The sequence below is a fragment of the Polaromonas jejuensis NBRC 106434 genome (genome assembly GCF_001598235.1).
Classification (GTDB): domain Bacteria; phylum Pseudomonadota; class Gammaproteobacteria; order Burkholderiales; family Burkholderiaceae_C; genus Polaromonas; species Polaromonas jejuensis.
On sequence record NZ_BCYO01000022.1, the window covers coordinates 41,990 to 66,101 of the forward strand.

Sequence of the window (24,112 nt, forward strand, 5' to 3'; positions counted from 1 at the left end):
ACCCTGACGAAGTTAATGGTCGCTTCCGGCGGCAGGAAGAGTCAGCGCCATCGTCGTGCCGATATGGTCCGGGCCATCACTCACGGTGAGTTTGCCACCGTGCAATTCAGCGATGGTCTTGACAATCGCCAGGCCGAGCCCCGTGCCACCCGCTTGCGCTGCCTTTCCGCGCCGAAAGCGCTCGCCGATATGGGAGCGCTCCTCTTCCGGGATTCCCGGCCCATTGTCCGTCACCGTGACCTTCGCGGTGACGGCATCGCCACTGACGGCCAGCGTGATGAGCCCATTTTCGGCGAGGTGGCCGATGGCGTTGTCCACAAGGTTGGCAATCGCTTCGCGCAACAGGGGTTCGATCGCCACGACCATTATTTTCTGCTTTGCGGCAACAAAACCAAAATCATGCTTTTTCCGGCGTGCTTCCGGCAAGAAGATGCGCCCCACATCTTCCGCCAGGACATTGAGGTCAATGCTTGCCATGGATTCTGCAACCATGCCCGCATTGTTGGCGCGTGCCAATGAAAGCAACTGGTTGGTAGAGCGCGTTGCATGGTCGATACAGCGCTGCATGGCCCCAAGAGCTTCAGATACGCGAGGCAGGTCCGGTTCGCGCATCGCATATTCGATCTGGGTACGCAAGACGGCGAGCGGGGTGCGAAGCTGATGGGAAGCGTCGTCCAGGAACTGACTTTGGCTTAGAGCCAACTGCCGATACCGTTCCACGTGCTTGTTGACTGCATCCACCAAGGGCCGTACTTCGGATGGAACCTGCGCCGGATTGATAGGCGTCATATCGTCTTGCGCCCGCTCCGCCACTTCGCGGCGCAGCTTCTGCAACGGCCGGAGAACCAATACCACGCCAACGGCCAGCAGCAAGGCGATCAAGACAACAAGCAGTGCGTCCAGCAGCGCCGCCTGCAGTAGCAGGCTCCGCGCAAAAGTGGTGCGTGAATTAATGCTTTCCGCCACTTGTATGACCACGCGCTGCGGGTCGGCGCCATACAGGGGCTTGCTCAGCAGACGGGAATAGATGCCAATGCGTACGGGCTCACCAAAATACAGCGCATCGTAAAAATGCGGCACGCCCGACTGGAGGTAAATCGAGGGGGTGGGCAGGTCTGCATTGCCCAGCGTGACCAGGCCGTCTTCCGTGGAAACCCGATAGAACACCGAACCGCTTGCCGTCAACTGAAAGAACTCCAGCATGGTATAGGGCAGCTCCATGCCCAGACCGCCGGTCTTGGTCGATATATTGGCATCGATGGCTTTGATGGCCCCCAGCAACGAACGGTCATAGGCCGAATTCGCGGCGATCTGCAATGCCTGGTAGTTCAGCCAGAGCTCGCCACACAATAAAAGCGTGAGCGAGGGCAGCAGCAGGGCGAGCAGTTTGCGCTTAAGGGTGCTCACGGCCTTCTGCGTCACTTTCCAGGCAGTAGCCGAATCCGCGCATGGTGGTAATCCGTATCGCCCCGCTGGCCAATTTTTTTCTCAGCCGATAGATCAGCACTTCTATCGCCTCCAGGTTGACATCATCTCCACGCGGAAATACCCGATCAAGCAAAAACTGCTTGGACACAGGCTCGCCGGAGCGCTGTATCAGCGCATGCAGCATGGCATATTCACGCGGCGTCAGGGTCAGGGGCGTCTCACCGACATGAAATTGCTTGGCACCGACGTCAAGCGTCAAGCTGCCGCAGCTGAAGCGAGGATGCTCGCGGCCACGGCTACGGCGGATCAATGCCAGCAATCGCGCCTCCAGCTCGGCCAGTACAAATGGTTTTGGCAAAAAATCGTCAGCGCCCTCATTCAGGCTGGAAACCCGTTCGGTCAATGAGTCCCTGGCGGTCAGGATCAATATCGGCACCCGGTTATCAGATGCACGCAGGCCTGTCAGTACGTCGTGTCCGCCTTTCCCCGGCAGGCCCAGGTCAAGGATGACGGCATCAAACTCCTCGGTGGCCAGAATCCTTTCGGCCACCAAGCCGTCGTTGCTCCATTCGACAGAGAAATTGCTTTGCTCCAGCGCCTTGATCAGCCAGGTGGCCAATTCTTCTCCGTCTTCTACAAGGAGTATGCGCATACAGCTGGTGTCACCTTGAATGGAGTTGGGCAATGAATGTTGGAATTAAAAATCCTTGCATCGGCGGTTCGACTGCGCACCAGGACATTCAGAAATTGCGCCATGAAAAGCATCGGCTCATACACGTTGTATGTTCTTCATGGCTGGAGGCAAAGTTCTTGACTCAAGACCGTTTGCGGGTAGTCACCAACTCACAAATTTTCTCTCGCCTCAGCTCCCGTTTCATCTTTCCAGGGTCTGCCGCGGATAAGGCAGAACATGTTGAATTATGCTGCGAATTTACAAAAAATTGGCCCGCACACCATCAGCGTATTCCCTGCAATGGCGCAGGCCGCCACCGTGCCAGGCGATCACCGATGGGTATTTTCAGGTAAAAGGGCGATGCCCATGGGACACCGCCCTTGTCTCATGCGATGACCTACTTGACGTTTTTGACGAATTCAGTCGTGTAGGTCTTGGAAAGGTCCACGGTCTTGCCCTTGACATTCTTTGAGAACCCGGAAAGTACCGCCAATACCGTCTCGGGGCCACCGGCCGGCATCACGCCATCCGAGGTGAACATGCCCTTGCCGTCCGCCAGCGCCTTGATGTAGCTCTGCTTGTCACCCACATAGAAATCCTTGGGCATTTTTTCAGTGATCTCGGCCGCGCTGTGCGTGCTGATGTACTTCAAGGTCTTTACAAAGGCATTGGCAAGTTTTTGTACGGTAGGTTTGTTCTTTTCAACCCATTCCGTGGGCATGTACAGCGAAGCTGCCGGATAAGTGCCGCCCAGCGCCTGCCTGGTTTTTTCGATCGTGCGCATGTCGACCAGCACGCGCGCCTCGCCCGTCTTGAGCAGACGCGAAATCGTCGGCTCGGTCGTCATGGCCGCTTGAACTTTGTCTTGCGTCATGGCCGCGATAAGCGTCGTGCCGGCCCCCACAGGAATCGATGTAAAGGCATCGATGGGCACGCCGGCCTTTACCATCAGGTACTGCGTCAGGAAGTTGGTCGAGGAGCCGAGTCCGGTCACACCCAGGTTCTTGCCCTTGAGATCGGCCATGGATTTGACATTGGGATACTTGCTGGAAACCAGCTCGACCTCACCCGGCGCATGGGCAAACTGCACCACGGATTCAACGTATTTGCCCTTGGTTTGCAAATCCACGCAATGGTCATAAAAACCGACGACGCCCTGCACCGCGCCCGCCAGCATTTCATTTTCCGCGTCAACGCCGGCCGGCTCGTTCAGCAGCTCCACGTCCAGCCCCTCCGCCTTGAAATAGCCAAGACTCTCGGCAAGTTTGGCGGGCAGGTAGATATGCTTTTCATAGCCGCCCACCATCAGCGAAATCTTGTCGCCCGCCTGGACGGAAGGGGCGACAAGCACGGTTGCAGCGACGGCCATAGCGGCCAGCAAGGTTTTTTTGCGCATCATGTTCATCCTTGGAGAGACAAGTTTCGCGCGACTCTTTCATGCCGTTGACAGGCGCTAAAAAGAGTCGCGTTCGGCATTGATTCGATCAAGCAATGCTTGCTTTATTGACGTCAGAAACTATGCTGAATACCCATGTCGAATCCCGTCGTATTGATGCCAGTGGCCTTGATACGCTCACGGGCGACGTCGGTATACAACATGGTCCGTTTGGACAGCGAGTAGTAATAGCCCAGGCCGACCTTGTCATCTTTTGTGGTGCGGTTGGTACCGTAACCGACGCGCAGTTGGCCGGCCTGAGTCAGGTTGTAGGTGGCGCCTACCGTGCCGACGTTGATGCGCGAGGCGCCATTCGGTGTATGGCCGCCATAACTGACGAGCAGCTTGAGGGCGTCGATCTGATAGGTTGCGCCTGCCAGCACGTACTTTGAGAGGGCGCCGTTGCGCTCATAGGCAATCAAGCCCATGAAGGGGCCGCTTGCGTAGCGCGCGCCCAGGCTGTAGCCACGGTGGCCCGGAACGGCCGGGTTCGCCGGGTTCACTGGGTCCAGGCCTTGTTTTTCGGCGCCCAGTACGGCGCTGCCGATAAAGCCGCCCAGGTTGGGGCTGTTGTAATACACGCTGTTGGAGACACGCGTCGAGCCGCCGCCGTCGTTGACGGCCTTGTTGTTTGCGTCGACTTCAGACGAATAGCCGGCTTTCTGGTAGTCGCTCAAATCGCCGACGGTGTTGCCTTCAAACGGTTCGAGCCCCGAACGCTGGGCAATCGGGGTATTGGCCCGCCCGAGGCGCAGCGTGCCAAACTGCGTCGACGACAGTCCGACCGTGGACTCCCCTTGCCAGAAAACGCGACCGGCCTTCTTTCCTTCAAGCGCGCCGGTGCTGCCGTCAAAACGGTTTTCAAGCGTGAAGATGGCACTTAACCCGCCGCCAAGATCCTCGGTTCCCTTGAGTTTGAAGCGGTTGTTGTCGCCGGGGTCTATGGCGTCAGTGCTGATAACGCTGTTGGTGGTATGCACGTAGCGCAGATCCATCAGGCCGGACAGGGTAACGTTCGATTGCGCAAACGCCCCACCGGAGCAAGCCGTGACCATCAAGGCCGCCAAAATTTTCTTTTCCATTTCTTCTCCTCTAGTTTTCGTTCATTGATTGAATTGAATGACTTGATGTCATGATTTCTTCAGCCTGGTGCTCGCGTAAGGCCCTCCTTTGCCACTCATGGCAAATCAATTGATGGTCAGGCAATGGCCTCTTCAGGCTCGCAAAAGGAGTTCTTTTGACGACCATGACGGAAGTGCTTGACCGGCAAGTGATTGCCGGTTTTTACAAGCATGTCGTTCCATGCCCGTTGGGCGGCCATCACTTGCTAGGGATGGGTGCGAAGCCGCCGTGCATGGTCGCGGCCAGGAAGAATGGGGTGGCGGGCAGGAATGCCCTGGATAGATCTTTTCGATTCCATCTTTGTCTCCAGCAATTTTTATGTTGACGCAATGTAATCGGCGTCATCTGTCAAAAGGCTGTCAAAAACGGAAGTCTGTTGGAAGTGTCCGCTGAGGGCAGACAGGGCTAGGGAAATCCCGCATCGCCATCTTGTGGCCCATGGAGGAGTCCCTGGCTGGCGTGCCACGACCAGCGCCTTTTCGTATTCGCCATTCAGAATCGTCCGGGCGAAGGCCTTGGAGCCGGTGATGTTGGTACGCTCGCCGGTGGCGGGCAACCCCTGGCTGGGCCGCTTTGTCGAACAGGCCCAGCACATTCCCTATGCGTCAGACCGCGTCGTGCTGTGGGACGTCGAGCACAAGATCATCCTGCGCTCGCATGGCGACCACCGGCGCATCGTGGAAGCCGTAATCGAGCGCGACAGCGCGCGTGCCGAGCAGTTGATGCGCGAGCACGTCTACTACGCCGACATCATCCTGAAGAACAACTACCAGCGGCTGCTGGACAGCGGCGAGACCGCAGCCATTCAGGCCGCTTCCTTGTAGAAAACACCGGCCTTCAGATGGCGCGGCGTTGTCCAGTTGCGCCACAAAGCGCGCCCCGTCAGCGGACGGGATACGCGCCTCGTGGTCAGCCCTTGATGTCCAGGCGGGTGATCAACTGTTTGAAGGTTGCGTTGTTGCGCGCGATCAGGGCCTTGAAGGCGGGCTCGTCCAGGTAGCCTTCACCCATGTTCTGCTTCGCCATGGTTTCGCGCAGCGCGGGGTCCTGCAGCGTCTTCGCGATCGCCGTGCGCAGCATCGCCAGCACCTCGGGCGGCGTATTCTTCGGGGCCGCCAGACCGCGCCAGCCACCGATGGACAGGTCAATTTTTCGCTCCTTGAGCGTGGGCACGTTCTCCCAGCCCGCCTGGATGCGCTGGTCCGCGATCACCGCCAGGGGCCGTATCTTGCCTGCGGCGACATAGGTGGCGACCTCCACAGGCGTGACGGCCACGGCCTCGATGTGACCGCCCAGCAAATCCAGCACCGCAGGATTGGCGCCACGGTAGGGCACATGGTTCAAGCGCACGCCGGTCTTGTCTTCAAGCGCCGCCGCAGCCAGATGCCCGAGCGAGCCCGGGCCCGCATTGCCAACCCGCAGGCTGCCGGCCGTCTTGCGGGCGGCGGCAAGAAAGTCCTCAATGGTTTGATAGGGTGCGTCCGCACGCACAGCCAGCGCGGCCGGATCGGCATTCAGCCGCGCAATCGGCGTCAGGTCATCGGCCGTTATCTTCGTCAGCCCCATGTGGGGGATCATGGTCAGCTCCACCGTGATGATGGCCAGCTTGTAACCGTCGGGCTTGGCATTCACCAACTCGGCCCAGCCCACACCGCCGCTGGCACCGGCCTTGTTCACCACAATCAGGTTCTGCGGCAGGTGCTTGCGCGCCGCCTCGGCCAAAGCGCGTGCCAGCACATCGGTGCCACCGCCCGCGGCGAAGGGCACGATGAGTTCGATGGGCCGGTTCGGGTAAGCGCCAGACTGCGCCGCTGCCGGCAACACGGCGCCGGCGACCAGGGCCGCGAGGGTTTCACAAAGCGCGCGGCGGCGCAAAGGGGAATGCATCATGATGGTGATCTTCGAGGTCCGTGTCAGTCGAGGCGAATGTTGGCAGCCTTGATGACACCAGCCCAAAGCTTTTGTTCGCTGCGGGTGAACTCGGCAAACTGCTGCGGTGTCATGGACATGGGCTGGATGCCCAGCTCTTCGAGCTTGGCGCGGATGCCGGGATCCTTGAGGGCCGTCACCAGGTCTTTGTTGAGCCGCTCCACCACCGAAGCCGGCAGTTTTGCCGGGCCGACGAAGCCCTGCCAGGCGTAGGCTTCAAAGCCGGGCACGCCGGCTTCGGCCATGGTCGGCACATCGGGCAGGATGGACAGGCGCTGGGGTGTTGCCACGGCCAGAACGCGAATCTTGCCAGCCTTGATCATCGAGAGGCTGGGCGGCAGATCGACAAACATGGACTGCACCTGCCCCGCCATCAAGTCCTGTAGCGCGGGCGCTGAACCTTTGTAAGCGACGTGCAGGATGTCGGTATGGGTGCGCTGCTTGAAAAGCTCCAGTGCCACGTGCAGCGGCGAGCCTGGGCCCGACGAGGCCGAAGAGATGCTGCCCGGCGCCTTGCGCACCTGAGCCAGGTATTCCTGCAGGTTTTTGGCGGGGAAAGACGGATGCACGGCCAACACCAGCGGCATGCGTCCCAGACCTCCGATGTAGCTGAAGTCCTTTTCAGCGTTATAGGTCAGGCTCGAATACATGGCGGGGTTGAATGCCAGCGTACCGGAGTCGGCTGTTCCCACGGTGTAGCCGTCTGGCGCCGAGCGGGCGATGAAGGTGGCGCCAATGATGCTGGCGGCACCTGGTTTGTTGTCAATGATGACGGGCTGGCCCAAGTCCTGCCCCATGCGCACGGCCAGGTGGCGCGCGATCACGTCCGTGGTGCCACCAGGGGCATAAGGCACGACCCATTTGACCGGCTGGGCCGGAAAACTGTTCTGCGCCTGCGCGCTGAAAGTGCACGCAACAAGTGCGGCCGCAAGGATGCGAAAGGTTTTGCGTTTCATGGTTTTGTCTCCAGGGGGTTGAAATTCTTCAGAAATTCTTCGATAGGGGGCTTTCGGGGCTCCAGGTACGCTCTTTCCGGCGCATGTCGCTCAAGGTGACTCACCCCGGGGGTGGCGTCACCATCCATTCGTGCGCCGGGTCATTGCGGAACGCCCAGCGGCGTGCAGGCCCGGCCATGGTGTTCAGGTAATACAGCGCATAGCCATGCGGCGCGACACAGGGGTGGTAGCCGCGCGGCACCAGCACCGTGTCGCGGTGTTCGACCGCCATGGACTCGTCAATGCTTCGGTCGTCGGTGTAGACGCGCTGAAAGGCAAAACCCTGTTGCGGGCTGAGCTGGTGGTAATAGGTTTCCTCCAGCACTGTTTCAGTCTCGCCCGCGGTATCGTGCTTGTGCGGCGGATAGCTCGACGAATGGCCCGGTGGCGTGATGACCTCCACCACCAGCAGGCCTTCGGCCGGCGCCGATTCGGGAAGAATGTCGCAGACATAGCGGGTGTTGGCGCCCTGCCCGCGCACGCTGCGCTGCATCTGTCGGGGCTCGATCACACGCTCGGGCAGGCCACCCTTGGCGGGTGCCGTGCTCAACGCCACCTCGGCCTCGCCGCGTGCCGTGATGCGCACCTGACGGCCAGGCGGCACATAGACGGCCGTCGGCGCAAGGTCCTCGAACACCGACGCGCGACTGCCCAGGGCTGAGTAGAGATGCTCGCCCACCTGCACGTCGACCTGGCCTGCGAGCACCGTGATGCAGAGTTCGCGCGCGCCCGTCTCAAACGCCTCGACGTCCCCCCCGGCCAATCGCAGCGCCTTGAAGCCCACATGGGTCCACCCGGCCGAGGCCGGTGTGATGTCAGCAATGACGCGGCCGTTCTTTTGGGCCTTGACCAGCAGACTCATGCGGTCACCTGTTCGGCTGCGCGCTGTTCAACGCTACGGCTGGCGCGCCAGCCTGCAATCAGCCGCCGGAAGTTGGCCGCCACCTGTGACTGGAACTCGGCGTCATCAATTTCCCGCTTCAGCCACGCCTGACTGGGTCCGGCCCAGACGGTGCGGCCGATCATGAACCCCTTGACGATGGGGGCGCGCGCCTCGGCAAAGCCCGCGATCAGCTGATCGACCGGCTGCGAGAGGCCCAGGATCACCGCGCCGCGGCAATACGGGTCGCGCTCACGCACCAGCGCATCAAGCGCCTCCCAGTTTCGGGCGGCCATGGTACCCACCTTCCACCACTCGGGCTTGAGCCCGATGTCGTAAAAGTGTCGGATGGCGCGCACCACCGCTTCACCCGTGTCGCCGGGTACGAGCATGTCCTTGGGGGGAATCACTTCCAGCAGCAGCTCATGCCCGCTCGCGCGGGTGGCTTCCCACACCTGCTGTAGCCACTCGTCCTGCTCTGCGCGCAGGGCAACCGCATCGTCCGGATGGTAGAAAACCAGGCACTTCACAACCTGTTCGCGCGGCCAGTGCACGAGTTGCGAGCCCAGTGAATGCGTGCCGTCAAAGCGCAACGGGCGGGAGCCCGGCCGCTCAATAGGCCGGCCCAGCCACCAGCCCCGGCCCGTGGCATTGTGCAGGGCGGCCTCACCCATGCGGCCATCGATCAGCACGCCCAGCTTGCCCTTGCAACCTGCGTCGTTCTCAATGTCGGCCACCACCTGGTTGAGGAGCTTCTTCAAACGGGAAACCTGCTGAACCTCGACGCCCGCCTGCTTCGCCATGTCTTCCAGCTGCGCGCGGTGGTCATACGCCAGCACATACAGGGCCGGCCACTGCGGGCGCCTGACGGAAACGCGGTGAAGATGGGCCAGTAGCGGGTCCTGGTCGGGACGGGGGTTGCGCTGGCCCGAAAACCAGTGGCTCAGTTCATCCGGTGTCGGCATGGCCGGGGCGCAGCCGTGGCGCGACACCACGATGGCACCACAGGCGTTGGCGATCTTCGCTGATTCCGTGAAATCCTTGCCGCGCAACAGCCCGGCGAGCAGGCCGGAAGCAAAAGCATCGCCGGCGCCAAGCACGTTGAGCACCTCGATGCGTTCACCCAGCACGGTCAGCGCATCGTCCAGCCTGGCGGGAATGTCGCCCCGCACGATGCTGCAACCCAAGGGCCCGCGCTTGACCACCAGCACGGCCTGCGTGCATTCACGCACGCGGCGCAGGCAGGCCATGAGGTCGCCATCCACGCCACCGGCAATCATCCATTCTTCTTCGGTGCCAATGATCAGTTCGAAGGAAGCGAGTTGCGCCTGCAGGTGGCGACTCACGTCCTGACTGCCGACGTAGCGCGTCTCGCCGTCGCCTTTGGCGGCAAGCCCCCAGAGGACCGGGCGGTAGTCGATATCAAGCACCCGCACCACGCCATGGCGGCCGGCGATGTCAAGCGCGCGGCGGCTGGCGGCCAGCACGGTGGGGGTGCTCAGGTGCGTACCGGTGATCACCAGGCTGCGGCACTGGGCCAGAAAACTCTCGCTGATGGCGTCGGCATCCAGCGCCATGTCGGCGCAATTTTCACGCGCGAACAGCAGGGGAAAGGTGTCCTGGTTCTTGATGCCGAGCAGCACCATGGCGGTCAGGCGCTGGTCATCGGTCTGCACCTGGCTGGTATCGCAGCCCTCGCGCTGCAGCGTGTCGAGCAGGAATCTTCCATTCTGTTCGTTGCCAACGCGGGATATCATGGCCGATCGCAGCCCCAGCCGCGCGGTACCAAAGGCAATGTTGGCGGACGATCCCCCCAGATACTTGGCAAAACTGCTGGCCGACTCAAGGTTGCAGCCTATCTGCTGTGCGTAGAGATCTACGGCCAGGCGGCCCAGGCAGGCGACGTCAAATGCCCGGTCGGCCGGAAAGAAAAGAGTGTTCATCACTTCCTCGCGTTGTCTGGTTGCTCGTGGCACCGCCCCGGATAAAGCGCGCCAGATAATGGTTTGCAGTGGTAATGGTAACGCAAATTAGAAATATATTTCTACTTTAATGAAAAATAGAATTTCCTATCCAAATTCAAGCCTGACGGCCGGTGCGCAGCAGCGCCGGTATGCGAGCGCCGATGTCTTTCTGGCCACGGTGCATGCAGGCTATGACCAGCTGAGTCGCCAGCTCAAGACGATTGCGCGCTACGTCGAGAAAAACCGTGACCGGCTGGCACTGGACGGCATCCAGGAAACGGCACGGCACTGCGAAGTGCAGCCCTCAGCCGTGGTGCGCTTTGCCAAGCATTTCGGGTTTTCCGGGTTTTCGGAGATGCAGGCGCTGTTTCGTGCCGGTGCGGAACGACAACTGGATCCGAACCGGGACTACCAGGACCGCATCCGCGATCTCGTCGGCACCGGCGCGCATGCACTCTCGGCGGCGCACATCGCGCATGAAATGATCGGCGGCAGCATCGACAGCCTTCAGGCACTGCAACGCTCGCTGCCCGACGACCGGTTCGACGAGGCCGTCGCCCTCATGCTGGACGCGCCGTCCCTCTGGGTGATGGCCGCGCGGCGGGCCTTCCCGGTGGGCGCTTACCTGGTCTATGCGCTGCAGCACACCAACAAGCCCGTGCATTGGCTGCAAGGCCTGGGTCACATGGAGCATGGCCAATTGCGGGCGCTGGCCAAAGGGGATGTGCTGATTGCGGTCTCGTTCGAGCCCTATGCGCAAGAGACGCTGGACGTGGCGCAGGCCGCGCTACAACGCGGTGCGCGGCTGCTCGCCATCACCGACAGCCAGCTCAGCCCACTGGCGGCACAGGCCACGACCACGCTGCTGGTGCAAGACGGTGCGACCTTCGGTTTTCGCTCGCTGACCAGCACGCTGTGTCTGGCGCAGTCACTGTTTCTCGGCCTCGCCTACCGGCTCGAACTGGCCTACGAGAAAAAAACGCCACGCAAATAAGCCTGGCCAAAGGCGCCTGCTCCAGGAGCGCCTGATGCACTGGCGCCTTGGCGCCCATGGCGCAATCTCAGGCCGCCTCGCTGTAAAAGTACCGGGAAGCCACGGCACGGGACGGCGCCGGTGCCACGGCATGGGCAATCGCCTGGATATGCTCGGGCGTGGTGCCGCAGCAGCCGCCCACGATGTTGACCAGGCCTTCGTCGGCAAATTCGCGCAGCAGGCGCGAAGTCACGTCGGGCGTTTCGTCAAAGCCGGTGTCGCTCATGGGATTGGGCAGGCCGGCATTGGGGTAGCAGCTGATATAGGTGTCGCCCGCCACACGGGCCAGCTCCTGGATGTAGGGGCGCATCAGGGTCGCGCCCAGTGCGCAATTGAGGCCAATGGCCAGCGGCGCGGCGTGGCGCACGCTGTGCCAGAAGGCGGTCACGGTCTGCCCGCTCAGAATGCGGCCCGAGGCGTCGGTCACCGTACCGCTGATGATGAGGGGCAGGCGCTCGCCGGAATTGTCGAAGTACTCGTCGATGGCAAACAGCGCCGCCTTGGCATTGAGCGTGTCGAAAATGGTTTCCACCAGCAGCACGTCGCTGCCACCCTTGACGAGGGCCTCGGTCTGCTCGTAATAGGCCTTGCGCAGCTCTTCAAAGCTGGTGTTGCGCGCGCCCGGGTCGTTCACGTCGGGGCTGATGCTGGCGGTCTTGGGCGTGGGGCCGAGCGCGCCGACGACAAAGCGCGGCTTGTCGGGCGTGGAGAATTTGTCGCAGGCGGCGCGGGCGATGCGCGCCGCCTCGTAATTCATCTCGATGGCCAGATCGGCCATGTCGTAGTCGGCCTGGGCCACGGTGGTCGCGCCAAAGGTGTTGGTCTCTATCATGTCGGCGCCGGCGGCCAGGTAGCCCTCGTGAATGTCGCGAATCACGTCGGGGCGCGTCAGGCTCAGCAACTCGTTGTTGCCCTTGACGTCTTTATGAAAGTCCTTGAAGCGCTCGCCGCGGTACTGGGCTTCGTTCAGCTTGAAGCGCTGGATCATGGTGCCCATGGCGCCGTCCAGGATGGCGATGCGCTGGGCCAGGATGGCCGGGAGTTGCTGGCCGCGGGTGTAGGTGATGGGCTTCATGGGCATATTTTAGGTGCCCCGCGGCGCCGGCGCGGGCCTGGGGCCAATTCCCATGCGCCGTCTTGCGCTGGAATACGGGTCCGGACTTTCCCCGACAATAGGGGCATTCGCCTCCCGACCCATTCATGAAGAACCTCCAACCCCAAGAAGCCTGGAACTGGCTGCAGGCGCATCCCGACACCCTGTTTATCGATGTGCGCATGGAAATCGAGTCCCTGTATGTGGGCCGCCCGCCCGGCGTGGTGAATGTGCCGTGGTACGAATACCCCGACCTGCAGCCCGACGCCGGCAAATTTGCCGAGGCCGTGGCCCGCGAGGCGGACGGCAAGGCGCAGCCGCTGCTGCTGATTTGCCGCTCCGGCAAGCGCTCCCACGATGCGGGCGTGGCCCTGGAGGCCGCCGGCTTTTCCAATGTGCAGCATGTGGTGCACGGCTTTGAAGGCGAGCTGGACGCGCAGTTCCGCCGCTCCACGCTCTCGGGCTGGCGCTTTGAAGGCCTGCCCTGGGAGCAGATGTAAATTCCTCATCAAATCAGGCTGCAGCCCGCATTGAACGTGCGCAAACAGCTATTTATTTTGTAGCAACCACCCATTCCCGCTGAACCCGACTTTCCGGCCCGCCCTTGTCTTCAATGCCCCTTTCTTCATCCCCTCCGACGCCGCTGGACGTGCTGGGCCAGGTCTTTGGCTACAGCCACTTTCGCGGCCCGCAGGCGGCCATCGTCGAGCATGTGGTGCAGGGCGGCGACGCGCTGGTGCTGATGCCCACGGGCGGCGGCAAGTCGCTGTGCTACCAGATCCCGGCCATCGTGCGGCAAAACGCCGGCCACGGCGTGACGGTGGTGATCTCGCCGCTGATCGCGCTGATGCACGACCAGGTGGGTGCGCTGCACGAAGCCGGCGTGGCGGCGGCGTTCCTGAATTCGACGCAAAGCTTTGAAGAGAGCAGCGACATTGAGCAGCAACTGCTGCGCAACGAGCTGACCCTGCTCTACGCCGCCCCCGAGCGCATCAACACGCCGCGCATGCGCGGCCTGCTGGCCTCGCTGAACGAGCGCGGCCGGCTCAGCCTGTTTGCGATCGACGAAGCGCACTGCGTGAGCCAGTGGGGCCATGACTTCCGGCCCGAGTACCGCAGTTTGAGCCTGCTGCACGAAACCTTTCCGGACGTGCCGCGCATCGCGCTGACGGCCACGGCCGATGCGCTGACGCGGCAGGACATGATCGAGCGGCTCAAGCTGGAAGACGCGCACCAGTTTGTCAGCAGCTTTGACCGCCCCAACATCCGCTACACCATCGTCGAGAAGACCGATGCCACACGCCAGCTCTTGCGCTTCATAGAAACCGAGCACCAGGGCGAGGCCGGCATCGTGTATTGCCAGTCCAGAAAGCGCGTGGAGGAAATCGCAGGCACCCTGCAGGACGCCGGCATCAAGGCGCTGGCCTACCACGCCGGTCTCGACGCGGCCCTGCGCCAGCAGCGCCAGGACCGTTTCCTGCGCGAGGAAGATCTGGTGATGGTGGCCACGATTGCCTTCGGCATGGGCATAGACAAGCCCGACGTGCGCTTTGTCGCGCACCTGGACATGCCGAAAAACATAGAGGGCTATTACCAGGAAACCGGCCGGGCAGGCCGCGATGGCCAGAGCGCCAACGCCTGGATGGTGTACGGCCTGCAGGACGTGGTGAACCAGCGCCGCATGATAGACACCAGCGAGACCGCGAGCGAAGAGTTCAAGCAGGTGATGCGCGGCAAGCTCGATGCCCTCTTGAGCCTGGCCGAAGACACACGCTGCCGCCGCGTCAGCCTGCTGCACTATTTCGGCGAAGACAGTCAGCCCTGCGGAAACTGCGACAACTGCTTAAGCCCGCCGGCCGTCTGGGAAGCGACAGAAGCAGCCCGCAAGATGCTCAGCTGCATCTACCGCGTGCAGCAGGCCAGCGGCATCAGCTTTGGCGCCGGCCACATCATGGACATCCTGCGCGGCAAGGCCACCGAAAAAGTCGTGCAGTACGGCCATGACAAGCTCAGCACCTTCGGCATTGGCGCCGAGCTGGGCGAGGCGCAGTGGCGCAGCGTGCTGCGGCAGCTGATTGCCAAGAACACGGTGCGCGTGGATACCGAAGCCTACAGCACGCTGCAGCTGCTGCCCGACGCGCGCCAGGTGCTCAAGGGCGAGGTCAGCGTGGTGCTGCGCGCCCAGGCCCTGGGCAGCAAACCCGACCGCCGCAAGCGCGAAACCAAAACCTCCGTCAAGGGCCTGGCCGAGGCCACCCTCAACGCCGGTGCGCTGGAACGGCTGGCCCGCCTCAAGGCCTGGCGCGCCGAGGTGGCGCGCGAACACAACCTGCCGGCCTTTGTGATTTTTCACGATGCGACGCTGCGCGCCATTGCCGAGCGGGCCCCGCTCACCCTGCAAGACCTGGAAGGCATCAGCGGCATGGGCGTGAAGAAGCTGCAGGCTTACGGCGCCGAGGTGCTTCGGGTTTGCAACGCCGAAACCTGATCATCCGGCGCCTTCTTGCACGGGGTTCCGGCCCGGAACCGGCCTGATCAGCGCAGAAAGCGCATCGCTTCGCGGTGCTCAAGCCTGGCGCGCCAGCGTCAGACTGTGGCCACCGGCGTCACCGGTGAGCCCACGGCCCCCGGCAGGTCCAGCGGCGGCGCTGTGAGCAGAAAGCGGTGACGGCCGTTCACGCGCAACCATTTCGCCAGCGGCGTGAGGCGCCAGAGTTCGCCCAGGTGAATGCCGAGCTTGACCAGGCAATGCTGGTGCAGCGGCAACACGCTGCAGCAAGGGTCATCCCTGCGCGCCGGAAACTCTTCCACCGCTAGGTTGTCGGCCGCGATGGCGGCCAGGCCACTGTCGGTGATCCATTGCAGCAGGCGCTCGTCGTGCCCGTCCAGCGCGGCGCCGGTGCGCGCGAGCACGGCCGCGTCGGGCTGGCCGCGCATGTCCAGCAAAGCCTCGGCGTAGCCGGTGTGGAGGCACAGCATGTCGCCGGGGCGCATCTCGATGCCGTCGGCGTCCAGCATGCGGCGCAGCCCGTCGTAACCGACGAGCGTGCGGCCGGGACCGAAATGCGCCTGCAGGTCGATCATCACCGCCACGCCCTGTACACCGGTGCGCGCAAGCCGCTCAATGCCCAGCGCCTGCGCGCCGCTGGTGCTGGCGAAGGGCGCGGCCTCGGGGCCGATGCCGCAGCCCTCCACGCCGGCCGGTGCACGCATGTCGGCGGCCGAGTAGCCGTTGTAGTAGCGCGTCTCGGGCAGGCCGTCGCCGTCGGCGTCGAAGCGGGTGCCGGCATGCGCCAGGCTGTCCCACTGCGTCGAGTACTGCAGGTGGAGGATCGCCAGGTCGTCCGACAGCACATCGGGCCGGCCGTCGTTGAGCAGGCAGTTGAAGTTGACCCGGCCCTGGCGCAGCGTGGGCCGCAACACCGGCGGCAGGCGGTTGGCGTTGAGCGCGGTCCCGCCGGGGATGTCCAGCGGCAGGCTCAGGCTGAAGGTGCGGCCCGTGCGCACCTCGCGCACGCCTTCGAGCACTTTCCCGGGCGTGACGAGGTTCATGCGGCCGATCTGGTCGTCGGCGCCGAACTCGCCCCAGTTGGCGCCTTCGGGACGGCGCCGCCAGCGCGGGTTTTCGGCGGGAGCGGACATCAGTTCAGCACCGCGCCGGACACCTTCACGCGCTCGGCCTGGCGCACGCGGTCCTGTTCCAGGAACGCGGCGTATTCAGCCGGCGTGGAGCCGTGCAGCACGTACGAGAATGGGTCCACGTACTTGGCGCGGAAGTCCGGCGTGTTCAGGATGCGGCGGGCATCGGCGGCGATCTTGGCGACCACGGCGTCAGGCGTGCCCTTGGACGCGGCGATGCCGATGTTGAAGCGCGCCTGGATGTCCTTCACGCCCGACTCCTCGAAGGTCGGCACATTGGGCAGCGCGGCCAGGCGGTGCGGTGCGGAGACCACCAACGCCTTCATGGTGCCGGCCTTGACGTACGGCTCCACCACCGGCACGGCCAGCGCGGAGGCCTGCACGATGTTGGCGATGAGGTCGGGAATCGTTGGCGCCGCGCCCTTGTAGGGCACGTGGTTCAGCGTGATGCCTTCGTTCTTGGCCAGCATGGCCATCGGCAGGTGCGAGATGCCGCCAGCGCCGCCCGATCCATAGGCCAGCGGCTGGTTGCTCGACTTGCGCGCGAGATCGATGAATTCCTTGATGTTGCTGACCGGCAGCGACTTGGGCACGGCGATGGCGAGCGGTACCTCGACCAGGCGCGTCACGGGTACGAGGTCGCGCGTGGGCGAATACGGCAGGTTGGCGTAGAGATGCTGGTTCATGGTCAGCGCAGATTCGGTGGCGGCCAGCAGCGTGTAGCCATCGCCGGGCGCCTTGGCCACGAAGTCGGCCGCGATAATCTCGTTGGCTCCAGGCTTGTTGTCGACGATCACGGGCTGCTTCCACTCGTCCTGCAGCGCGCGGCCGAGGGCGCGCACCAGGCCGTCCACGGGCCCGCCGGCTGCGTAGGGCACGACAAAGCGCACGGTCTTGGATGGATAAGGCGCCGCCGGCTGCGCCAGGGTCATGCCGGCGGACAGAGCGGCGAGTGCGCCCAGCACGAGGCGGCGTGTGTATCGGACTTTCATTGGCTTATCTCCTGATATCTTTAAGTTGATTCAAACTTCAGTGGCCAAGCTCATGCGGGCGAGCTTGACCAATGAACGGGTACTGTCCGCACCAGCGCCAGGCGCTCGCGGCGTTTCCTCACGGCCGATCCAGCCGGCCCAGTCGCCATGGATCTTCTCCATCTCACCCTCCCACGGTCGGGTCGCGCCCGGGCCCGGCCACCAGGCCCGCGTCATGCAGGCGGCCGATGGCCGCGCCATCCAGGCCCAGCACCTCGTGCAGCACCTCGTCGGTGTGCGTGCCCAGCAGCGCGGCCGGCGCGGTGGGCTCGCGCTCCAATGCAGGTACCCGCACGGCCGCGCCGGCGGCGATGTGGTTGCCGATGCCGGGCGTGTCGATCCGCTCGAACACTGGGTTGGTCGCGGCATTCACTCGCGGATCGCCGGCCAGCAGGTCGCCCACGGTGCTGTAGCGGCCCCAGGTGGCCTTGTGCACGTCCAGCTCGCGCTCGGCCTGCTCACGCGTGCGCGCGGCGAACCAGGGCTCGACCAGCTCGGCGATGGCGTCGCGCGCCTCAAAGCGCACCGCCTCGTCCGACAGGTCGAGACCGGTGCGCTGCTCCAGCGCTTTCACGCCCTCGGCAATGCCGCAGGCGCTGACCAGTCCCTTCCACTGCCCGGCCGAGATGGCCGCGACCATGAGGCGCTGCCCGTCGGCGGTGCCGAAGTCGCGGCCGAAGGCGCCGTAGAGGTGGTTGCCGATCGAGGGCCGCTCTTGCTGCAGCAGTTCGGCCTCGGCCAGCACGCCCAGGTGCGATAGCGTGCTGAATGCCGTATCGGAGAGCGCGAGCTTGAGTTCGGCGCCCTCGCCGGTGCGGCGGCGCCGGTCCACCGCGGCGACGACGGCGAACGCGGCCTGGTAGGCGCAGGCGATGTCCCAGGCCGGCAGCACGTGGTTCACCGGCCGCTCGGCCGAGCCGCCGCCCGTCACCAGCGGGTAGCCGGTGGCGCAGTTGACGGTGTAGTCCACCGCCGTGCTGCCGTCGCCGTTGCCCTGGATGGTGCAGCTGATGACGTCGGCGCGGCGCGCGGCCAGCACCTCGTGCGCGAGCCAGGGCGTGCCGATGTTGGTGAGCAGCACGCCGGCCTCGGGGCCGGGTGCGGCAGCCAGCGCCTGGATCAGCTCGCGGCCCTCGGGCCGGCGCAGGTCGATGGCGATGGAGCGCTTGCCCTTGTTGAGCGCGGTCCAGTAGAGGCTGCGGCCCCTGCCATCGGGGTGCGGCATCCGCGGCATGCGCGCGTAGTCGATGCCGCCGCCTATCATGTCCACGCGGATCACGTCGGCGCCGAACTGCGCCAGCGTCAGGCCCGCGAGCGGCGCGGCGATGAAGGCCGAGCTCTCGACGACGCGCAGGCGGTTGAGGAAAGGGTAGGTCATGCGCGGCGCTCCGGCTTCAGGCGCGCTCGAACACGGCTGCGATGCCCTGCCCGCCGCCGATGCACATGGTCTCCAGCCCGTAGCGCGCGCCGCGCCGCTGCATCTCGCGCAGCAGCGAGGTCATGATGCGCACACCGGTGGCCCCCACCGGATGCCCCAGCGAGATGCCCGAGCCGTTGACGTTGAAGCGCTCGGGGTCGTTCCAGCCCCAACCCTTGGCGCAGGCGAGGGCCTGGCAGGCAAAGGCTTCGTTGAGTTCGACCAGCCCCATGTCGTCGAAGCCCAGGCCGTTGCGGGCGAACAGCTTCTTGACCGCCGGCACCGGGCCGATGCCCATGTGCGAGGGCTCGCAGCCCGCCGCGGCCCAGCTGTGCAGGTAGCCGATGGGCGTGAGGCCGAGTGCTTCGAGCTTGTCCTCGGCCACGATCAGGCAGGCGGCCGCCGCGTCGTTCTGCTGGCAGGCATTGCCGGCGGTGACGGTGCCGTCCTTCATGATGGGCTTGAGCTTCGCAAGCTGTTCGAGCGTCAGGTCGGCGCGGATGCCCTCGTCGCGGTCCACGACCACCGCATCGCCCTTGCGCTGCGGCACGCTGACCGGCACGACTTCCCCGACGAACTTGCCCGAGGCCCATGCCGCTGCGGCGCGCTGGTGGCTGCGCAGCGCGAAGGCATCGGCCTCCTCGCGGCTGATGCCGTAGTCGCGCGCCAGGTTCTCGGCAGTCTCGATCATCCCTGAGATGCGGCCGAAGCGCGATTCGGGCTGCGAGCGCTCGCGGCCGCGCTCCAGCCGGTCGTGGAACTTGACAGTGCCGGCGCGCTTGCCCCAGCGCATGTCGGTGGTGTAGTACTCGACATTGCTCATGCTCTCGACGCCGCCGGCCATCACCACGTCGGCCGCGCCGGTCTGCACCATCATCGCGGCGGTGGCGATGGCCTGCAGGCCGCTGCCGCAGCGGCGGTCCAGCTGCATGCCCGCGACCTCGATCGGGAAGCCCGCCTGCAGCGCGACCCAGCGGCCGGTACAGGGCACCTCGCCGTTGGCATAGGAATGCGCGAAGACCACGTCCTCGATGCGGGCCGGGTCCAGCCCGGTTTGTGCCACGACGGCGCGGGCGACGATGGCGCCCAGTTCTTCGACGGGCACGCTGCGCAGGCTGCCGCCGAAGGCGGCTATGGGCGTGCGCAGGGGGGAGACGATGGCGGCTCGTTTCATGGGTTCACTCTTTCGTGTTGTGCAAAGCGTTGGGAAAACGCGGCGTCTCTTTGGCCAAAAAGGCGCGCACGCCTTCCTGCGATTCGGCGGAGGTGAAGACGCGTTCGGACAGCGGCAGCGCGGCGGCAATGGCCGCGTCTTCCGCCATGTCGAACGTCAAGTCAATGGCCTGCTTGCACAGCGCCAGCGCCAGCGGAGGGCGCTGCGCCAGCGTGACGGCGATGGCCAGAGCGGCCTCCAGCGCCGTGCCCTTCGGCACCACGCGGTTGACGAGGCCCCAGGCCTGGGCCGTAGCCGCGTCGATCGGGTCGCCCAGGAACATCATTTCCTTGGCGCGGCCTTCGCCCACGCGGCGCGTCACGCGCACCGGGCCGCCGCTGCCGGGAAAGACGCCAAGCTTGATTTCTGGCAGCGCGAAGCGCGCCGTCTCGTCGGCCACGATGAGGTCGCAGCAGACGGCGATCTCCAGTCCGCCGCCAAAGGCCAGGCCGTTGACGGCGGCCACGGTGGGCTTGGGAAAATCGTCGAGACGCCCGAACACTTCGTGCTGCAGCGCGAGCTTCTCGGGAACGATGCGCCCTGGCGCCATCAGCGGCTGGAACTCGGCGATGTCCGAACCCGCGCAGAAGGCGCGCGTGCCGGCGCCGGTGAGCACCACGGCGCGCACTGCGGCGTCGACTTCCAGTGCGTTGAGCGCGCGGCCCAGCGCCTCGGTCAGGCCGCGGAACACGACATTGAGCGGCGGGTTGTCCAGCGTGAGCACGGCCACGCCGTCGTCCTGCACGCTGCAGCGCACCGGGCCTTGCGTGATTTCAACCATAACGGCCACCAGTCACGTGCAGCACTTCGCCGGTGATGAAGCTCGCGCGCTCCGAGGCCAGGAAGGCCACGGCGTTGGCAATGTCCGTCGGCATGCCTACGCGCTTGATCGGCTGCATCTGCACTGCGCGCTCCTTGATGGTCTCGTAGGTCGGCAGGGCCTGCACCATCTCGGTCTCCATGAAGCCGGGCGCGACACAGTTTACGGTGATGCCGTAGCGTCCCTCCTCGATCGCCAGCGCCTTGGCCATGCCGATCAGGCCGGCCTTGGCGGCGGAGTAGTTGGCCTGCGTCGGGTTGCCGAAATGTGCGCGCGAGCTGATGTTGATGACCCGGCCCCAACCCTGTTCGATGAATTTCGGCATCACGGCCTTGGTGGCGAGGAAGGCGCCCTTGAGCATGACTTCCATCACCAGGTCCCAGTCTTCCTCGCTCATCTTCACGAGGTACTTGTCGCGCGGGAAGCCGGCGTTGTTGACCAGGATGTGCACGCCACCGAAGTGGGCGATGGTTTCGGCCACCAGGCGCTGCACCTCGGCGCCCTTGGTGATGTCGGCGACGATGCAGTGCGCCTGCAGGCCATCCGCGCGCAGCGCTGCGACCGTGGCTTCGGCCTGTTCGTGCAGGATATCGGTAACGACGACCTTCACGCCCTCTTCGGCGAGACGCCGCGCGGTAGCCGCGCCCAGACCGCGCGCCGAGCCGGTGACGATGGCGACCTTGTCCTTGATGCCCAGATCCATGGATGCTCCTTAGTGTTGGTGTGTTGGCTGCTCAATCGTTGAGGTCCACGCGGCCCGCGTCGAGCACGACCCCGCCGCGCTCCAGCGCCGTGGTGCGCAGCGAGACGACCTTGGCGTCGCGCCACAACTCGGTACGCAGCGTCTCGCCCGGCAGCACGGGCGCTGTGAAGCGCACGCGCATGCCGGCCACCCGGGCGGCCTCGTAGCCCAGCAGGGTGCGCAGCACCGCGTGCATCGCCACGCCCATGGTGCACATGCCGTGCAGGATGGGGCGCGAGAAACCGGCAGCCTGCGCCACGGCCGGGTCTGCGTGCAGCGGATTGGCGTCGCCGCTCAGGCGGTAGATGAGCGCCGCTTGCGGCAGCGTGGGCAGGTCGCACACGGCGTCCGGTACGCGCTGCGGCACCGCATGCGGCGCGGGAAGTGGTGCGCCGAAAGCGGCCGTGCCAGCACGCTCGGCAAAGCCGCCATCGCCGCGCAGCATCACGGTCTGCGTGACGGTGGCCAGCAGCCCGCCGCTGGCGGCGTCACGCACCGTGCGCTGCTGCACCATGATCGCGCCCTTGGCAGTACCCTTGTCGTGCAGCGCCACCACGCGGTTGTCTCCCAACACGCGGCCTTCGGTCGGCAGCGGCCGGTGCAGCGCGAACGCCTGTTCGGCATGCACCAGCTTTTGCCAGGCAATGCCGGTATCGGGCTGGTCGGCCCAAAAGCCGGGATAGCCCAGCACGTTGGCCAGCGTGGGCAGCGCCAGCAGGCCGCTCTCGGCGCGCTCGTAGACGTAGCGCAGTTGGCCCGCGTCCAGCGGGTCGGCGCCCAGGCCGCAGCCCAGGGCATACAGCATGCTGTCGCGTGCGGTGTAGTCCTGCGCCACCGGGGTGAAGCGGCGGTCCAGCAGGCAGCGGGGATCGATCGCCATATGCTATTTATTTGATAGCTTCTTGCGCAGGATATATATGCGCCATAGCCACTTTTTCATTCAAGCCCAGCAGCTCAGGCCGCCTCGCGCAGCATGTTGCGCGCGATGACCACCTGCTGAATCTGCGTCGTGCCTTCGAAGATACGGAACAGGCGCACGTCGCGATAGAAGCGCTCGATGCCGCTGTCGGCCACGTAGCCCGCGCCGCCGAAGATCTGCACCGAGCGGTCGGCCACGCGGCCGCACATCTCGGACGCGAACAGCTTGCAGCAGGCGGCTTCGGTGGCGATGTTCTCGCCGGCGTCGCGCTTGCGTGCGGTGTCCAGCAGCATGCTGCGCGCGGCGTACAGCTCCGTCCTGCTGTCGGCCAGCATGGCCTGCACCAGCTGGAACTCGGCGATAGCCTGGCCGAACTGCTGGCGCTCCATGGCGTAGCGCAGGCTGTCGCGCAGGATGCGCTCGGCCACGCCCACGCAGACCGCGGCGATGTGGATGCGGCCCTTGTCCAGCACCTTCATCGCCGTGCGAAAGCCGTTGCCGGTGTTGCCTTCACCGCCGATGATGCGGCTGGCGGGCACGCGCACGCCGTCGAAGATCACGTCGCAGGTGTGCGAGCCCCTCTGGCCCATCTTGCGGTCGCGTTTGCCGAAGCTGATGCCGGGCGTGCCCGCATCGACGATGAAGGCGCTGATGCCGCCCGCGCCTTTGACGCTGGCATCGGTGCGCGCCATCACAGTGAAGATGCCGGCATAGGGCGCATTCGTGATGTAGCGCTTGGTGCCGTCGATGACGTAGTGGTCACCATCCCGGCGCGCGGTGGTGCGCAGCGAGGCGGCGTCGGAGCCCGACTCGGGCTCGGTCAGCGCGAACGAGGCGAGGATCTCGCCGCTGGCCAGCGGGGGCAGGAACTCGCGCTTCTGCGCCTCGGTGCCGTCCATCAGGATGCCCTGCGAGCCGATGCCGATGGTGGTGCCGATCAGCGAGCGGAACGCCGGCGAGGTCTGGCACAGCGCGATCGCCGCCAGCACTTCTTCCTCCGTGGTCAGGCCCAGGCCGCCGTAGGACTCTGGAATCGTCATGCCGCACAGGCCCAAATCCTTCATACCCTGCACAATGTGCGACGGGATCTCGTCGGTCTCGTCCACCTCTCGCTCCGCGGGCACCAGCACCTCGCGCACGAAGCGACGAATGCCATCGAGCAGTGCTTCCAGCGTGTCGGCGTCGCGGATCATGGCGCCACCTCGATCACGGCATCGGCCGCGTAGGCACCCTGCCCCTCGGGCAGCGCGAACACCGGGTTCAGGTCGATGGACTGCAGGCTGGGCCCGGCCTGGTGCGCGAACACCGACAGGCGCGACAGCATGGCGGCCAGCGCCTTCACGTCCGCCGGCGGCTTGCCGCGCGCGCCCAGCAGCAGCGGCGCGCCCTGGATAGCGCGGATCATCTGCTCGGCCACGTCCTCGCCGAAGGGGCAGCGGCGCAGCACCACGTCCTTCATCACCTCGACGAAGATGCCGCCCAGGCCGAACATGGCCACCGGGCCGAACACCGGGTCGCGCTGGATGCCCAGGATGCACTCGACACCGCCGAAGAGCTGCCTGGCGACCAGCACGCCCTCGATGCGCGCCTCGGGCGCGGCCTGCTTCGCGCGCTCCATCAGCGTGGCGAAGCCATCGCCCACCGCGCCGGCGCTGGCCACGTTCAGCAGCACGCCGCCAATCTCGGACTTGTGCAGGATGTCGGGCGAGAGGATCTTCATCACCACCGGAAAGCCCAGCGCCTGGGCGGCCGCCACGGCGTCGGCGGCCGTGGCACAGG

General features: G+C 64.9%; 22 protein-coding genes. 4 read left to right on the forward strand and 18 right to left on the reverse strand.

Annotated features, from left to right (window positions below; genetic code table 11):
• Positions 1–12: 12 nt before the first annotated feature.
• The 4 genes from PJE01S_RS19220 to PJE01S_RS19235 all read right to left on the reverse strand — a co-directional run bounded on the left by PJE01S_RS19220 (position 13) and on the right by PJE01S_RS19235 (position 4,618).
• Complete coding sequence (locus PJE01S_RS19220; RefSeq protein ID WP_245660862.1) at positions 13–1,407, reverse strand: sensor histidine kinase; 1,395 nt, start codon at positions 1,405–1,407, stop codon at positions 13–15.
• Entirely contained in the window at positions 1,394–2,080 is a 687-nt protein-coding gene (locus PJE01S_RS19225; protein WP_068835267.1) for a response regulator, read from the reverse strand. Before PJE01S_RS19225 ends, PJE01S_RS19220 begins: the two co-directional genes overlap by 14 nt.
• 418 nt (positions 2,081–2,498) lie before the next feature.
• Positions 2,499–3,506, reverse strand: a complete 1,008-nt coding sequence (locus PJE01S_RS19230; protein WP_157090396.1) for an ABC transporter substrate-binding protein — start codon at positions 3,504–3,506, stop codon at positions 2,499–2,501.
• Between the two features lie 104 nt (positions 3,507–3,610).
• The gene (locus tag PJE01S_RS19235) at positions 3,611–4,618 is read right to left on the reverse strand and encodes a porin (protein ID WP_068835268.1); all 1,008 of its coding nucleotides are present in this window, start codon (positions 4,616–4,618) and stop codon (positions 3,611–3,613) included.
• Between the two features lie 567 nt (positions 4,619–5,185).
• Between PJE01S_RS19235 and PJE01S_RS19240 the strand changes: the two genes are divergently transcribed.
• Positions 5,186–5,482, forward strand: coding sequence for an FCD domain-containing protein (locus tag PJE01S_RS19240; protein ID WP_068835269.1), 297 nt, complete (start codon positions 5,186–5,188; stop codon positions 5,480–5,482).
• An 85-nt stretch (positions 5,483–5,567) separates the two neighbouring features.
• Here PJE01S_RS19240 and PJE01S_RS19245 read toward each other — a convergent pair whose 3' ends face one another.
• The 4 genes from PJE01S_RS19245 to PJE01S_RS19260 form a co-directional block, all read right to left on the reverse strand.
• Positions 5,568–6,545 carry a Bug family tripartite tricarboxylate transporter substrate binding protein gene (locus PJE01S_RS19245; RefSeq protein WP_068835288.1) on the reverse strand — a complete coding sequence of 326 codons (978 nt, stop codon included), beginning with the start codon at positions 6,543–6,545 and terminating at the stop codon, positions 5,568–5,570.
• A 26-nt stretch (positions 6,546–6,571) separates the two neighbouring features.
• Positions 6,572–7,543 (reverse strand): Bug family tripartite tricarboxylate transporter substrate binding protein, encoded by a 972-nt coding sequence (locus tag PJE01S_RS19250; RefSeq protein WP_068835270.1) that lies wholly within the window; start codon positions 7,541–7,543, stop codon positions 6,572–6,574.
• A 100-nt stretch (positions 7,544–7,643) separates the two neighbouring features.
• Positions 7,644–8,444, reverse strand: a complete 801-nt coding sequence (iolB, locus tag PJE01S_RS19255; protein WP_068835271.1) for a 5-deoxy-glucuronate isomerase — start codon at positions 8,442–8,444, stop codon at positions 7,644–7,646.
• Positions 8,441–10,405: a bifunctional 5-dehydro-2-deoxygluconokinase/5-dehydro-2-deoxyphosphogluconate aldolase gene (locus PJE01S_RS19260; RefSeq protein ID WP_068835272.1), complete on the reverse strand. Its 1,965-nt coding sequence runs from the start codon at positions 10,403–10,405 to the stop codon at positions 8,441–8,443. Before PJE01S_RS19260 ends, iolB begins: the two co-directional genes overlap by 4 nt.
• A 109-nt stretch (positions 10,406–10,514) precedes the next feature.
• Here PJE01S_RS19260 and PJE01S_RS19265 point away from each other — a divergent pair, with 109 nt between their 5' ends.
• Positions 10,515–11,420, forward strand: a complete 906-nt coding sequence (locus PJE01S_RS19265; protein WP_068835273.1) for a MurR/RpiR family transcriptional regulator — start codon at positions 10,515–10,517, stop codon at positions 11,418–11,420.
• Positions 11,421–11,487: 67 nt separating this feature from the next.
• Here the strand turns inward: PJE01S_RS19265 and PJE01S_RS19270 are convergent, their stop codons facing one another.
• Positions 11,488–12,534: a homocysteine S-methyltransferase family protein gene (locus PJE01S_RS19270; protein WP_068835289.1), complete on the reverse strand. Its 1,047-nt coding sequence runs from the start codon at positions 12,532–12,534 to the stop codon at positions 11,488–11,490.
• 125 nt (positions 12,535–12,659) lie between these two features.
• Between PJE01S_RS19270 and PJE01S_RS19275 the strand changes: the two genes are divergently transcribed.
• Positions 12,660–13,052 carry a rhodanese-like domain-containing protein gene (locus tag PJE01S_RS19275; protein WP_068835274.1) on the forward strand — a complete coding sequence of 131 codons (393 nt, stop codon included), beginning with the start codon at positions 12,660–12,662 and terminating at the stop codon, positions 13,050–13,052.
• A gap of 113 nt (positions 13,053–13,165) precedes the next feature.
• Positions 13,166–15,040: a DNA helicase RecQ gene (recQ, locus tag PJE01S_RS19280; protein WP_068835275.1), complete on the forward strand. Its 1,875-nt coding sequence runs from the start codon at positions 13,166–13,168 to the stop codon at positions 15,038–15,040.
• Between the two features lie 98 nt (positions 15,041–15,138).
• Here the strand turns inward: recQ and PJE01S_RS19285 are convergent, their stop codons facing one another.
• From PJE01S_RS19285 to PJE01S_RS19325, 9 genes are all read right to left on the reverse strand, one after another.
• Entirely contained in the window at positions 15,139–16,194 is a 1,056-nt protein-coding gene (locus PJE01S_RS19285) for a cyclase family protein (protein ID WP_068835276.1), read from the reverse strand.
• Positions 16,194–17,183, reverse strand: a complete 990-nt coding sequence (locus tag PJE01S_RS19290; protein ID WP_068835277.1) for a Bug family tripartite tricarboxylate transporter substrate binding protein — start codon at positions 17,181–17,183, stop codon at positions 16,194–16,196. The genes PJE01S_RS19285 and PJE01S_RS19290 overlap by 1 nt, the downstream gene beginning before the upstream one ends.
• Positions 17,184–17,346: 163 nt before the next feature.
• Positions 17,347–18,600 (reverse strand): CoA transferase, encoded by a 1,254-nt coding sequence (locus PJE01S_RS19295; RefSeq protein WP_068835278.1) that lies wholly within the window; start codon positions 18,598–18,600, stop codon positions 17,347–17,349.
• Between the two features lie 16 nt (positions 18,601–18,616).
• Positions 18,617–19,813, reverse strand: coding sequence for an acetyl-CoA C-acetyltransferase (locus tag PJE01S_RS19300; RefSeq protein ID WP_068835279.1), 1,197 nt, complete (start codon positions 19,811–19,813; stop codon positions 18,617–18,619).
• Between the two features lie 4 nt (positions 19,814–19,817).
• Positions 19,818–20,633, reverse strand: a complete 816-nt coding sequence (locus PJE01S_RS19305) for an enoyl-CoA hydratase/isomerase family protein (RefSeq protein WP_068835280.1) — start codon at positions 20,631–20,633, stop codon at positions 19,818–19,820.
• Entirely contained in the window at positions 20,626–21,375 is a 750-nt protein-coding gene (locus PJE01S_RS19310; RefSeq protein ID WP_068835281.1) for an SDR family NAD(P)-dependent oxidoreductase, read from the reverse strand. The genes PJE01S_RS19305 and PJE01S_RS19310 overlap by 8 nt, the downstream gene beginning before the upstream one ends.
• Before the next feature lie 31 nt (positions 21,376–21,406).
• Positions 21,407–22,294, reverse strand: a complete 888-nt coding sequence (locus PJE01S_RS19315; protein WP_068835282.1) for a MaoC/PaaZ C-terminal domain-containing protein — start codon at positions 22,292–22,294, stop codon at positions 21,407–21,409.
• 74 nt (positions 22,295–22,368) lie between these two features.
• Positions 22,369–23,526 carry an acyl-CoA dehydrogenase family protein gene (locus tag PJE01S_RS19320; RefSeq protein WP_068835283.1) on the reverse strand — a complete coding sequence of 386 codons (1,158 nt, stop codon included), beginning with the start codon at positions 23,524–23,526 and terminating at the stop codon, positions 22,369–22,371.
• On the reverse strand, positions 23,523–24,112 hold a 590-nt coding region (locus tag PJE01S_RS19325; RefSeq protein WP_169804402.1), incomplete at its 5' end, for an acetate--CoA ligase family protein. The genes PJE01S_RS19320 and PJE01S_RS19325, both read right to left, overlap by 4 nt.

What these genes read in the sequence shown, in the direction of transcription:
- PJE01S_RS19225 (WP_068835267.1), bottom strand. Translation starts at nt 2,080, where the DNA reads ATGCGCATACTCCTTGTAGAAGACGGAGAAGAATTGGCCACCTGGCTG.
- PJE01S_RS19230 (WP_157090396.1), bottom strand. Translation starts at nt 3,506, where the DNA reads ATGAACATGATGCGCAAAAAAACCTTGCTGGCCGCTATGGCCGTCGCT.
- PJE01S_RS19235 (WP_068835268.1), bottom strand. Translation starts at nt 4,618, where the DNA reads ATGGAAAAGAAAATTTTGGCGGCCTTGATGGTCACGGCTTGCTCCGGT.
- PJE01S_RS19240 (WP_068835269.1), top strand. Translation starts at nt 5,186, where the DNA reads ATGTTGGTACGCTCGCCGGTGGCGGGCAACCCCTGGCTGGGCCGCTTT.
- PJE01S_RS19245 (WP_068835288.1), bottom strand. Translation starts at nt 6,545, where the DNA reads ATGCATTCCCCTTTGCGCCGCCGCGCGCTTTGTGAAACCCTCGCGGCC.
- PJE01S_RS19250 (WP_068835270.1), bottom strand. Translation starts at nt 7,543, where the DNA reads ATGAAACGCAAAACCTTTCGCATCCTTGCGGCCGCACTTGTTGCGTGC.
- iolB (WP_068835271.1), bottom strand. Translation starts at nt 8,444, where the DNA reads ATGAGTCTGCTGGTCAAGGCCCAAAAGAACGGCCGCGTCATTGCTGAC.
- PJE01S_RS19260 (WP_068835272.1), bottom strand. Translation starts at nt 10,405, where the DNA reads ATGAACACTCTTTTCTTTCCGGCCGACCGGGCATTTGACGTCGCCTGC.
- PJE01S_RS19265 (WP_068835273.1), top strand. Translation starts at nt 10,515, where the DNA reads ATGAAAAATAGAATTTCCTATCCAAATTCAAGCCTGACGGCCGGTGCG.
- PJE01S_RS19270 (WP_068835289.1), bottom strand. Translation starts at nt 12,534, where the DNA reads ATGAAGCCCATCACCTACACCCGCGGCCAGCAACTCCCGGCCATCCTG.
- PJE01S_RS19275 (WP_068835274.1), top strand. Translation starts at nt 12,660, where the DNA reads ATGAAGAACCTCCAACCCCAAGAAGCCTGGAACTGGCTGCAGGCGCAT.
- recQ (WP_068835275.1), top strand. Translation starts at nt 13,166, where the DNA reads ATGCCCCTTTCTTCATCCCCTCCGACGCCGCTGGACGTGCTGGGCCAG.
- PJE01S_RS19285 (WP_068835276.1), bottom strand. Translation starts at nt 16,194, where the DNA reads ATGTCCGCTCCCGCCGAAAACCCGCGCTGGCGGCGCCGTCCCGAAGGC.
- PJE01S_RS19290 (WP_068835277.1), bottom strand. Translation starts at nt 17,183, where the DNA reads ATGAAAGTCCGATACACACGCCGCCTCGTGCTGGGCGCACTCGCCGCT.
- PJE01S_RS19295 (WP_068835278.1), bottom strand. Translation starts at nt 18,600, where the DNA reads ATGACCTACCCTTTCCTCAACCGCCTGCGCGTCGTCGAGAGCTCGGCC.
- PJE01S_RS19300 (WP_068835279.1), bottom strand. Translation starts at nt 19,813, where the DNA reads ATGAAACGAGCCGCCATCGTCTCCCCCCTGCGCACGCCCATAGCCGCC.
- PJE01S_RS19305 (WP_068835280.1), bottom strand. Translation starts at nt 20,633, where the DNA reads ATGGTTGAAATCACGCAAGGCCCGGTGCGCTGCAGCGTGCAGGACGAC.
- PJE01S_RS19310 (WP_068835281.1), bottom strand. Translation starts at nt 21,375, where the DNA reads ATGGATCTGGGCATCAAGGACAAGGTCGCCATCGTCACCGGCTCGGCG.
- PJE01S_RS19315 (WP_068835282.1), bottom strand. Translation starts at nt 22,294, where the DNA reads ATGGCGATCGATCCCCGCTGCCTGCTGGACCGCCGCTTCACCCCGGTG.
- PJE01S_RS19320 (WP_068835283.1), bottom strand. Translation starts at nt 23,526, where the DNA reads ATGATCCGCGACGCCGACACGCTGGAAGCACTGCTCGATGGCATTCGT.